The following is an 11,668-nucleotide window of genomic DNA, read 5'->3' as shown; positions in this document are numbered from 1 at the left end:
AGGTATTTTCTGAGGATATATGGACTGGATTGAACCAAAACGTTTGGCACCGGGGATGACCATAGGTATTATGGCACCTGCTAGTGCTAGCGATGAAGATTTACATAGAATAGAAGAAATTTGTAAGGCTAAAGGCTATAAGGTGCTTGTAGGTGAAAGTGCAAGGAGAAAGGGGCTATATGGAGGCACACCTGAGGAGCAAGCCGTAGAATTTCAATACATGATGACTGTGGCTCCTTGTGATACGGTTCTTGCCTTGCGCGGTGGTTATGGCACGATGCGCTATTTAGATTTATTAGATTATAAAGCGATTCGTAAGTATCGGAAGGCTTTTGTTGGATATAGTGATTGTACAGCACTTCATATGGCTATTAATCGATATAGCCGCCTCATTACTTATCATGGACCTATGGGGGTAGATTTTAAATTAGACCGTAAGTCAGATATTGATACGCTATTTAATGCTTTAGAAGGCAAATTAAAAGTTATAGAACCCTTGCCAGAGCCTCCCCGAGGTGCGATTGGCACAGAACTCGGTGAGGGTATTTTACGAGGTGGTAATATGACGATGGTATCCATGTTATCGGGAACGCCTTATTTTTTAGAGAATGAATCATGGGAAGATACCTTACTATTTATTGAAGATGTAGGGGAGGCTCCTTATAAGCTGGATCGCATGTTACAACAATTTCGACTCAGCGGTTTGTTGAGCCGTATTAAAGGCTTAGTCATTGGTATCTTTACAGATTGTGAAGGAGATGAAGATGAGCGTGATTACGATTTAGGTTATGAAGCATTGCGCTATATGGAGGAAAATAGAAATCCAAAATTACCAGATCCTTTTGTATGCTATGTGCCAACGGGACATGGGGCGCCACATCAAACATTACCGCTAGGAGCGACGATTAGCTTTAGATATATTTCTAATACCATCATCGTTCATCCTTATACGAAATAGTTAAGAGCTTTTGGATGAACGATTTTACTTAATAGGCAAATAGATATTAGATAAAAATAGTAGTTACCGTGATATTAGGTAATAAAATAATAGGTAATAAGATATTAGATAATAACAAGGGGAGTTATGACACTACAAGAACGAGAGGCTCGCGCCTGTGCCATCATAGATAGTATGGCACGGGAATTGCGTGCAGTTTCCATATATTTACACGATAATCCTGAATTGGGCTTGAATGAGCATAAAGCAGTAAAGGTAATTCACCAATTCTTAGAAACACATAATTTTATATCTCATGTAAGTCTAACTAATCGGCCAGAGTTACAAACAGCGTTACGGGGCGACTATAACGGTACTGCACGGCATAAAATAGCCTTCTTAGGTGAATATGATGCGTTACCGGAACTAGGCCACGGCTGTGGTCATAACCTTATTGCTATGATGAGCTTAGGTGCTGCTGTTGCTTTTAGTCAAAGTGCACCACAGGATTGGGGTACAACATTCTTTGGGTGCCCTGCAGAGGAAACTATCGGTGGTAAGGTATATATGGCAGAAGCCGGTCTTTTTAAAGGCTATGAGGCAGCACTTATCATTCATCCAGGTGGAGAAAATGAGGTGGGAGGTACATCATTGGCGACACATCCTCTAGAGGTTACGTTCCATGGACGTTCTTGTCATATTGCATCCTTAACAGATTCAGGAATCAATGCCTTAGATTGTGCGGTAGACTTATATCAAAGGGTAAAAGATTTAAAAAAGACCTTTCCTAAAGGTGCTATTGTAGGTGCCATCTTTACAGAGGCAGGTACGGCACCAAATGTGGTTACACCAAAGGCTACGATTCGTATGACTGTTCGTGGTAGTACAGTGGATGATTTAGAAGGTATTATTTTGCCGGCTATTAAAGAGGCAGCCCAAGAAATCGGTTCATCCTATGGAGCTCAAGTTGAGATGCATCACTATGAGCCACTCTTTAAGGATATGCGTCAAGATAAACAGTTATTAAATCTCTTTAAAGATGTGATGACTGAATTTGGTGAAAGCCCACGTATATTGCCTGATGATGAGGCGGATGGTAGCACTGATGTAGGTAATGTGTCTTACGAAGTACCAACAGCACAGCCTACCTTGCAGATTGGATTAGGTTTAGAAGCGCATACGCCAGAATTTACTTGTGCTGCTGGATCTGACTATGGGTTAGACCAAGCGATTAAGGGTGCTAAGATTATGGCTGTTGTAGCCTTGCGTTATGCGATGTGTAAGTAAGTTCAATTTTTGACATATAGAGGTCAAAAAGGTACAATAGATATAATATTTAAGTAAGTATGAAATAAGCCGTCTTCAACAAGACGGCTTTTATTCCGGTGGAGATAGATATGAGTGTTTTAACCGTTTCAAATGTAACTCATGGTTTTGGAGCGCGACAAATTTTAGATGATGCATCATTCCGTTTGCTAAAAGGTGAACATGTAGGCCTCATTGGTGCAAATGGTGAAGGTAAATCTACGTTTCTTAATATCATTACAGGTAAATTGCCACCTGATGAGGGGAAAATTGAATGGTCCAATCAGGTAACTGTTGGGTATTTGGATCAACATGCTGTTCTTGAAAAAGGTATGACCATCCGTGATGTATTACAACGTGCTTTTGATGATTTATTCGTCATGGAGCAAAACATTAACGATGCGTATAATCGCATGGGTGATGTGTCCGAAGATGAAATGAATAAGCTACTTGAACAGGTAGGGGAATGGCAAGAAATTCTTGAGCAACGTGGGTTCTATGAAATTGATGCGGTTATTGAGCGTACCGCTGCCGGATTGGGACTTATGGATATCGGCTTAGATCGAGATGTAACAGAGCTCAGCGGTGGTCAACGTACCAAGGTTTTGCTCACAAAACTATTACTAGAGAAACCGACTATTTTGCTCTTAGACGAACCGACAAACTATCTTGATGTGGAGCATATTCAGTGGTTGCAAAACTATTTGCAAAATTATGAAAATGCCTTTATCTTGATTTCTCATGATATGGAGTTTTTAAACTCCGTAGTCAATGTTATTTACCATATCGAACAAGCGGTGCTTACGCGTTATACTGGTGATTATCATCAGTTCCAAGCTGCTTACGAGGTGAAAAAAGCGCAAGCAGCTAAGGCGTATGAACGTCAACAGCAAGAGATTGAGCGTATGGAAGACTTTATTCAGCGCAATAAAGCGCGCGTTGCAACACGTGGTATGGCAAATTCTCGAGCAAAGCGCTTAGAAAAGATGGAAATTCTAGAAAAGCCAAAAGAGTATATCAAGCCCACTTTTGGCTTTAAAGAAGGCCGTACGCCAAGTCGCTTTATCGTAGAGGCTTTTGGATTGCAATTAGGTTATGATGAACCATTAACAAGACCAGTAGACTTTCAAATTGAAAGAAACAAAAAAATTGCTATTCGCGGTGTCAATGGTTTAGGTAAAACAACGTTGTTGAAGACTATTTTAGGTCTATTAAAGCCTGTTAGTGGTGAGTTGGTAAAAGGTGAATTCTTACAAGTTGGCTATTTTGCCCAAGAGGATACGCCATCTAATTCTGAAACAGCATTAGATTATATTTGGAATGAATATCCGGCGATGACAAATGCAGAGGTGCGTGCAGCATTAGCTCGTTGTGGCCTTACAAATGAACATATTACGTCTCAAATGCGCGTACTTTCAGGTGGTGAGAATGCGAAGGTTCGCCTATGTAAGCTCATGCAGAATAAGTACAATGTGTTGGTCCTAGACGAACCGACTAACCATTTAGACATATATGCAAAAGAAGAACTGAGCCGTGCACTACGTGATTTTAAAGGTGCAATTATATTGGTAAGTCACGAGCCTGAATTCTATCAAGATTGGGTTACGGATATTTGGAATATTGAAGATTGGACGACAAAGATTGTTTAGGAGGACCGATGAATCAACGTGCAAATGACGGGATAAAGCAATTCTTAGAGGCTTTATCTGTTGATACAGAGGCACCAGAGTTAGAAAAGACACCAAGTCGTGTAACAGAATTATATGGTGAGTTATTTAGTGGCGTAGGAGTCGAAACAAAATCGGTATGGGGTGAAACGTTTAGCACTGATTACAAGGGACTTATAGCCGTTACAGGTATTCCCTTTTATTCTATGTGTGAGCACCACTTATTGCCATTCTTTGGGACTGTAGACATTGTGTATCAACCCAAGGATGGATGTGTGGCAGGGCTCAGTAAGTTTCAAGATGTTGTTAATATACTCAGTCGCAGACCGCAATTACAAGAGCGGTTAGCATCTGAATTAGCAGATGCGATAATGAATGATTTATCTGCTCATGGTGTTTTTGTTCGTATTACATCGACTCAATTATGTATGCTTATTAAAGGAACTATGCAGCAAGATTCAAAGGTAATTACATTAGAAAGCCGAGGCGTATTAGCTGAAACAGGTACAGTAAGGGATGAAGCGTTGGCAATGTTAGGCGGAGGACAGGTAAATGTTTAAACGTAGAAATTATACATGGAATGATGGCAAAAACTTATCTTTGTGTGATCGTACCCTTATCATGGGTATACTGAATGGTACACCTGACTCCTTCTCTGATGGGGGGCAATTTAATACACCAGAAACAGCTACTGCTCATGTGAAACAAATGATTGAAGATGGTGCAGATATTATCGATTTAGGCGTTGAGTCTACACGACCAGGTTCTACACCTTTGACTACGGACGAAGAAATAGAACGTCTTTCTTTATTGATAGAACCTGTGTTAAAGGCCTCTACCGTTCCTGTATCTATCGATACATATCATGCAAAAACCGCAGAATATGCTTTCTCAAAAGGGGCACATATTCTAAATGATGTATGGGGCTTACATTATGACCCTGACATGGCCGCGGTGGTGGCTAAATATAAGGTACCTGTTATCATCATGCATAATAGTAATGATACAAACTATGGTGATATCATTGAAGATATGAAAGCTTTCTTCTTCTGCGCTATTGATAAAGCGTTGAAAGAGGGTGTAACGCCACAACAAATCTGGCTTGACCCAGGTATTGGCTTTGGTAAAACTGAAGAACAAAATATTGAAGTTATGCAACGCTTGGGTGAGTTAACCGCTTATGAATACCCTGTTTTGCTTGCTCCAAGCCGTAAGCGTTTCATCGGATCTATGTTAGGCGGATTGCCTCCGGAAGATCGCGATGAAGGTACGGTAGCTGCTTGTATTACAGGTGTATTCCAAGGCGTTGATATGGTGCGTGTTCACAATGTGAAAATGCACAAACGCGCCTTAGCTGTAGCAGACGGCTTGTTACGAGGTGAATAATGGATAGAATCGTTTTAAAAAATATGGCATTTTACGGATACCACGGAAATTTGGCATCTGAGCAAGAACAAGGGCAACGATTTTTTGTAGATGTAGAAATAATAACTGATCTTACAAAGGCCGGTCAAAGTGATCAATTAGAGGACTCCATCAATTATGTAGAGGTATATGAAATTGTAGAATCAATTATGACTGGTGAAAAGCATAATTTGTTAGAACGATTAGGGGCGCTTATCGCCGATTCCTTGTACCAACATTATCAAGGTATCGTAGGTCTCTCAGTAACGGTGCGTAAACCATCTGTACCGATTTCAGGTATTTTGGATTATGTTGAGGTTATCACCACAAGAGGACAAATTTGATGTATACCTATTACATCAGTGTAGGCTCGAATATGGGGGATAAGAGAGGCTACATCAGTTCTGCTTTTCGATCCTTACTACATCATGAGGCAATTTCCAGGCTAGTCACTTCTCCTCTGATTGAAACTGAGCCGTGGGGATATACGGAACAAGACACCTTTGTCAATGGCGTATGGTCTTGTGAAAGCACTCTAGATCCACATCAAATGCTCAGCCTTATTCAGCAATTAGAGCAGGAGGCTGGACGAAAACGATTGATTCATTGGGGACCTCGCACATTAGATTTGGATATTATTTTAGTGTACGATATAGAGGGGAAGATGATTTCTTTGTGTGATGAAAGTCTTGTGATACCGCATCCTCATTTTTGGAATCGTAAATTTGTAATAGAACCGCTATCTCAGCTATTACCAACATTCACATATAAAGGGACTAAGATTGCTGACCGATTAGCTCAATTGGGTGTATAAGCTAGAATCGTATATAATCTAATGTTAGATACACTGTAAACACGATACATATTGTACGCATGCTTTTACGTTTTATGATTGGAAAGTCATGGAGAGCGTAGATGAATATAAAACGTATTGGATTATTTGTACTGGCACTTATTATAATGGGGATATCTTACTGGCTTGCTGTAGGAGCAAATTATGATAGTAAAACAGTACGTATTGATCCAGAAGCGCATACACTGGTTAATTCTAGTGATGCCATTATTTCAAAACGAATATTAGCTATGAAGACTAGTGGATCACAAGTGTATTTTTTAGGTTATGAAGGACTAGGGATTTATAATTTATCTGATAATGCACTTCGTTTAATGCCAATAACCTTTAGGGGACAACATATAGAGCCAACTAAATCGGATGATTACCAACGAGGTTTACGGAATATAACAAAGCTAAAATCTTTATCCGATTTCAGTGCTGAAGAGCAAAAAGAATTTAAAGGCTTGTTGGAGTCTACTGATGGAGGGGCCCATTATTATGGTGACTTTTACCATTCTGGTTATGAGTCGTCCCTCATTGATTTGAAGGACCAGTATTTTATTACGAATACAGTACGTGCATTAAAACGTGTTAATCATACATTATATGTGTATGATGGATCAGGTTTTATTATTATAGATTTAGATAATCGTCGTATCCAAGGGTTCTTTAATAACCGCATTAGTGGTGAAGGCTCTAAGGGTGTACCTGATAGCTTACGTGGGCACTATGGTGCTGACTTTACTATGATATATGCATTATCTAAATTGGATCCTACAGATTTGGATATTTTGTGGTCCATGCGTAAACAATATTTAGAAAAATCTCCTCAAGCGATGGAAGGAAAAGATTTGTTCCCACTCAATTTGGATGAGATGAATTTAAATGAGTTATGATTCTATTAAGATAAATCATATACAGATATATGTGATTTAAATAATTGGCATTTGAGGATATGCTATCGTTTTATGCTAAGGTATGGAGGCTCTTATGAAGTTACGTAAGGTAGGTATTATTGGCACTGGCCATGTAGGCTCTCATGTGGCATTTTCTTTAGCCTTGCAAGGTGAGGTTGATGGATTATATTTGATGGATATTGACGAGAAAAAAGCTCAGGCGCAAGCTATGGATATTAATGATGCCGTAAGCTATATTCCACATCAAGTAACTGCTACATCAGGTCCTATTGAAGAATGTGGAGATTGTGATATCCTCGTTTTTAGTGCGGGGCCTTTGCCGAATTTGTATCAGGATCGCCTTGAGAGCCTTGGTGAAACAGTGGCTGTACTAAAAGACGTTATTCCACGTATTAAGCAGTCTTCTTTTCAAGGTTTCATCATTTCAATTTCTAATCCTGCTGATGTGGTAGCTACCTATTTATGTAAACATCTTGAGTGGAATCCTAAGCGTATTATTTCAACGGGAACCGCTCTAGATTCAGCTAGATTGCAAAAAGAATTAGCTCATATCTTTACTATTAGTAATCGCTCTATTACGGCCTACTGTTTAGGTGAACATGGAGGTAGTGCCATGGTGCCGTGGTCCCATGTCTGTGTACAAGGTAAACCACTTTTAGAATTATATCGAGAGCTACCTCATAGATTTCCTAAACTTGACCATACAAAAGTACTAGATGATGTTAAAATTGGTGGCTATCATGTACTAGCTGGTAAAGGCTCTACGGAGTTTGGTATTGCGAGTGCTACCACAGAATTGATTCGCGCCGTATTCCATGATGAAAAGAAGGTATTGCCTTGCTCCTGTTATTTAAATGGACAATATGGAGAAGAAGGAATATTTGCATCTACTCCTGCTGTTATTGGTAAAGATGGTATCGAAGATGTTCTTGAACTGCAACTAACCAATGAAGAGCTAGCCTTATTTAAAGCTTCTTGTGCTGTCATTCGTGAACATGTTGCAAAGGCTGAGGCTATGTAAGTGGATGTTTACTTTTGTATATAGAAAGTTTACATCGCATATGGAGTTTTAAAATTATACGGATTTATGTTACCGTTCTTAATGAGAAATATCTGTAATTTTCTTTAGTCCCAAGCTCTGTTATGTGGTATAATCTAAAAATGACAGTATACAGATGATGAATATTTGGGGGACATTATGACTCAGGACACTATGGATGTACAACGCCCAAAAAGGCCACGCAAACGGGTTCGTCCTAATCGCAAAGCACAGGATCAGCGTATTATCCTCATGTGGATCAAGCGGATTGGCATAGGGATTATGGTGCTGTTACTGTTAGGGCAGGCTTATCGCTTGGTGGCTGTATATCAAGAAAAACAACATATAGAGCAACAATTGCAAGAGTTACAGCAGCGAAATGAAGAGTTAGAACAGGAAAAGGCTAGGTTACAAGATCCAAAGACCATAGAAGGGGTTGCTCGTGAGGAGTTAGGATTGGTAAAGCCTGGTGAAGTACCGTATGTAAAATAGAGTGTATTCTATTATTTTTTCCTTTGCATCAGTTTGTAGTTTAAGGTTTCCGCATTAATTAGGAGGTTGCATGGCAATCGAAGTTGGTAACATTATTGATGGTACCGTATCAGGTATTACAAAATTCGGCGTATTTGTTGATTTAGGAGAAAAGCAAACAGGGTTAGTTCATATTTCTGAAGTAGCTCATGGATATATCGAAGATATTAATACCCTTTTAAAGGTTGAGGATCCAGTAAAGGTTAAGGTTTTATCTATTGATGGGAATAAAATAGGACTTTCCATTCGTCAAACACAACCTAAAGAGGGGATGGACGAAGAAAAACGTCCTCATCGTGTTCAATCGAAACAAAGCATAGAGTCTTTCGAAGCGAAGATGAAATCATTTTTGCGCGATAGCAATGAACGATTACACGATTTAAAACGTAATACCGAAGGAAAACGCGGAGGCCGAGGTGGTCGTCGAGATTAATAGTGAGAGATGGCATCTAGCCATCTCTTTACTTATGTATAGAGTATTAACGCTATAATAGTATTAGGGAAAATCATTTATATGTAAGGAGCAATTATGAAGTTAGCAATTATCGATATTGGCTCTAATTCGGTGCGCTTATTATTGGCTACCTATGAGAATAACGAGTGGCGTTATGAGCCTAAGCAGTTGTGGACTACTCGTTTAGGTCAACGAAATACAGATGGTACCTTGCGAGATGAATCCATGGAAGCATCCTATCAAGCCTTTACGGATATACAAAAAATAGCAAATGAATACGGTGCTGACTATTGCTTTGGTTTTGCGACGAGCGCTGTTCGTGAAGCGGCTAATGGACTTGCATTTATGGAACGTATTAATACATACTGTCCTATGGAGTGGCGAATTTTATCTGGTGCTGAAGAGGCCATGTATGGCTTTTATGGCGCTTTAGGAAATCAATTAGAGGATGGACGTCATTATACGACCATTGATATTGGTGGAGGTAGTACAGAACTTGCATTAGGTAACAAGGATGGAGTGTACTGGAGCCGTTCTTATCCTGTGGGAGCGGTACGCCTTCAATCTATATCTGACGAAGGGCCTCAACGAGTGTGGGAGGAAACCCGTTTTCTTTGGGATCCGATGATGATTGAAGGTGAATTTGGTGAATTTATCGGTATTGGAGGAACCCTAACAACCTTGGCTGCTATTGATTTAGGTTTAGACCATTATGATGGCACAAAGGTACAAGGTCATAAATTGAGCCGTGAAACGGTGGAAGGCATTATTATGAATTTGCGGTATATGAGTCGTGATGAGAGACTACAAGTAAAAGGGTTACCCGCTGGGCGTGCCGACATTATTGTTGCTGGGGCAGAGATTTTAACGTCCTTTATGGATTTCTATGAGGTCCCTCATGTATTTGTGAGCGACCAAGATGGTATGGAGGCGATGGCCCGTGAATGTGAAAGCACTCATTCGAACCGTTAATCACACTTTAAAATTACATGATATATTTCCTGAGAATTGTCGTATCTTGGTAGCTTGTTCTGGTGGTCCTGATTCGATGGCTTTATTGCATTTATTGCAAGATATTGCTACACATCGCCATACAGTATATGAGCTTGGAGTTGCTATCGTAGATCATTGTATTCGTTCTGAAAGTAAGGATGAGGTTCTATGGTTAAGAAATCAAGCGGACGTACTAGGACTGCCATTTTATACGGCTGTCTTTGACGTGCCTAAATTGAGTCAAGCTCAAAAGCTATCAGAGGAAACTATAGGCCGCCAAGTTCGGTATCAATGGCTAACCGGTATAGCACAGTCTGAGGGGTATGACTATATTGCAGTAGCTCATCATAAAGATGACCAAGCAGAATCAATTTTAGCACATCTTATTAGAGGGACTGGACTTAATGGTTTGACAGGCATGGCCGTTGTTAGTAATGATTATACTGTTCCAGTAGTAAGACCTCTGTTAGATGTCACAAAAGAAGAATTACTTCTATATTTAAAAGAGAAAGATATTTCTTACTGTATAGATAGTACAAATGAGGATGTACGATATCAAAGAAATAGAATTCGTCATCGCATTATACCTGAGTTAAAAGCCATTAATCCTATCGTTATCGATGCTATAGTAAGGCTAGGGGCTTCTGTACGCGAAGACATTTCTCTTATTTCTAATTTAACGGATATGGCGTTTGATGAGTTAGTAACTATCTCTGATGAGGGCGCGTTTATATCTCGTAGGGGGTTACGTAAGAAGCCGTTGGCTATCCAACGTCGATTGTGGCAAAGACTGGTGAGCATCTTTGATCCTGAAATCAAGCTTACCACTGCTCATCAAGAGCAATTACTCGACATTGTTAACACTGGGGAAAAGAAAACTTTCAATATAAAAAGTATAAAAGTAAGTGCTCAATGTGATACAATAAAAGTATATTGCAAACATTAATATGAATTGCGGAGGTCATATAGATGCATCAAGATGCAAAAGATATTTTATATACAGAGGAACAATTAAAGGCACGTGTGGCTGAATTAGGTCATCAAATCAGTGCTGACTATAAAGGGGAATCCGTAGTTCTCGTAGGGGTATTGAAAGGTGCTATCGTTTTTTTTACAGATTTAGCTCGTTCTATCGATGAGAATGTGGATGTAAGCTTCGATTTTATTTCTTGCTCTAGCTATGGCAGCGGTACAACAAGTACAGGGGTAGTTCGAATTTTAAAAGATTTGGATCGCTCTGTAGAAGGAAAGCATGTACTCGTTGTAGAAGATATTGTAGATACGGGTACAACATTACATTACTTGCTAGAAAATTTACATGCCCGTGGAGCTAAAAGTGTACGCCTTGCAGCGTTATTGAATAAGCCTGAACGCCGTAAAATGGATGTAGAAGTAGACTATGTAGGCTTTGTCATTCCTGACTACTTTGTTATCGGCTATGGTTTAGACTATGCAGAAAAATATCGACACTTACCTTATATAGGTATTTTAAAGGAAGAAATGTATCAAGATTAAAAATATGATATAATATATGAGTGCATCTCTCAACGAGATGTACTCAATTCGTTTATGCCACTAAACTATTA

14 protein-coding genes are annotated in these 11,668 nt (G+C 39.5%); all 14 read left to right on the top strand.

The genetic code is table 11. The features are described from left to right. The first annotated feature begins 19 nt into the window (after positions 1-19). Positions 20-958, top strand: coding sequence for an LD-carboxypeptidase (locus tag HMPREF0874_RS09710; protein ID WP_004695389.1), 939 nt, complete (start codon positions 20-22; stop codon positions 956-958). Between the two features lie 126 nt (positions 959-1,084). Beyond that, positions 1,085-2,224: an amidohydrolase gene (locus tag HMPREF0874_RS09705; RefSeq protein WP_008603490.1), complete on the top strand. Its 1,140-nt coding sequence runs from the start codon at positions 1,085-1,087 to the stop codon at positions 2,222-2,224. Positions 2,225-2,334: 110 nt separating this feature from the next. Beyond that, a complete protein-coding gene (locus HMPREF0874_RS09700) occupies positions 2,335-3,891 on the top strand; it encodes an ABC-F family ATP-binding cassette domain-containing protein (RefSeq protein ID WP_008603488.1) in 1,557 nt (518 codons plus the stop codon). Positions 3,892-3,899: 8 nt separating this feature from the next. Continuing rightward, positions 3,900-4,469 (top strand): GTP cyclohydrolase I, encoded by a 570-nt coding sequence (folE, locus tag HMPREF0874_RS09695; RefSeq protein ID WP_004695394.1) that lies wholly within the window; start codon positions 3,900-3,902, stop codon positions 4,467-4,469. Next, positions 4,462-5,295, top strand: a complete 834-nt coding sequence (gene folP, locus HMPREF0874_RS09690; RefSeq protein ID WP_004695397.1) for a dihydropteroate synthase — start codon at positions 4,462-4,464, stop codon at positions 5,293-5,295. Before folE ends, folP begins: the two co-directional genes overlap by 8 nt. Further along, entirely contained in the window at positions 5,295-5,657 is a 363-nt protein-coding gene (gene folB / locus HMPREF0874_RS09685; protein ID WP_008603485.1) for a dihydroneopterin aldolase, read from the top strand. The genes folP and folB overlap by 1 nt, the downstream gene beginning before the upstream one ends. After that, on the top strand, positions 5,657-6,127 hold the full coding sequence (gene folK / locus HMPREF0874_RS09680; RefSeq protein ID WP_008603484.1) for a 2-amino-4-hydroxy-6-hydroxymethyldihydropteridine diphosphokinase: 471 nt from the start codon (positions 5,657-5,659) through the stop codon (positions 6,125-6,127). The genes folB and folK overlap by 1 nt, the downstream gene beginning before the upstream one ends. 101 nt (positions 6,128-6,228) lie before the next feature. Further along, positions 6,229-7,044: a hypothetical protein gene (locus HMPREF0874_RS09675; protein ID WP_008603482.1), complete on the top strand. Its 816-nt coding sequence runs from the start codon at positions 6,229-6,231 to the stop codon at positions 7,042-7,044. A gap of 94 nt (positions 7,045-7,138) precedes the next feature. Continuing rightward, positions 7,139-8,086, top strand: coding sequence for an L-lactate dehydrogenase (locus tag HMPREF0874_RS09670; RefSeq protein WP_038125918.1), 948 nt, complete (start codon positions 7,139-7,141; stop codon positions 8,084-8,086). A 177-nt stretch (positions 8,087-8,263) separates the two neighbouring features. After that, positions 8,264-8,596, top strand: coding sequence for a septum formation initiator family protein (locus tag HMPREF0874_RS09665; RefSeq protein ID WP_004698500.1), 333 nt, complete (start codon positions 8,264-8,266; stop codon positions 8,594-8,596). A 70-nt stretch (positions 8,597-8,666) separates the two neighbouring features. Beyond that, positions 8,667-9,068, top strand: coding sequence for a S1 RNA-binding domain-containing protein (locus tag HMPREF0874_RS09660; RefSeq protein ID WP_004695410.1), 402 nt, complete (start codon positions 8,667-8,669; stop codon positions 9,066-9,068). 96 nt (positions 9,069-9,164) lie between these two features. After that, positions 9,165-10,061 (top strand): phosphatase, encoded by an 897-nt coding sequence (locus HMPREF0874_RS09655; protein ID WP_008603478.1) that lies wholly within the window; start codon positions 9,165-9,167, stop codon positions 10,059-10,061. Then, entirely contained in the window at positions 10,030-11,028 is a 999-nt protein-coding gene (tilS, locus tag HMPREF0874_RS09650; RefSeq protein WP_038125915.1) for a tRNA lysidine(34) synthetase TilS, read from the top strand. Before HMPREF0874_RS09655 ends, tilS begins: the two co-directional genes overlap by 32 nt. Before the next feature lie 23 nt (positions 11,029-11,051). Continuing rightward, complete coding sequence (gene hpt, locus HMPREF0874_RS09645; RefSeq protein ID WP_004695416.1) at positions 11,052-11,597, top strand: hypoxanthine phosphoribosyltransferase; 546 nt, start codon at positions 11,052-11,054, stop codon at positions 11,595-11,597. Positions 11,598-11,668 lie beyond the last annotated feature (71 nt).

Origin of the sequence: Veillonella sp. 6_1_27, from assembly GCF_000163735.1 — a bacterium.
Classification (GTDB): Bacteria; Bacillota; Negativicutes; order Veillonellales; family Veillonellaceae; genus Veillonella; species Veillonella parvula_A.
The sequence above is the reverse complement of the archived record's forward strand: the minus strand, read 5'-3'. Positions and strand labels throughout refer to the sequence as shown.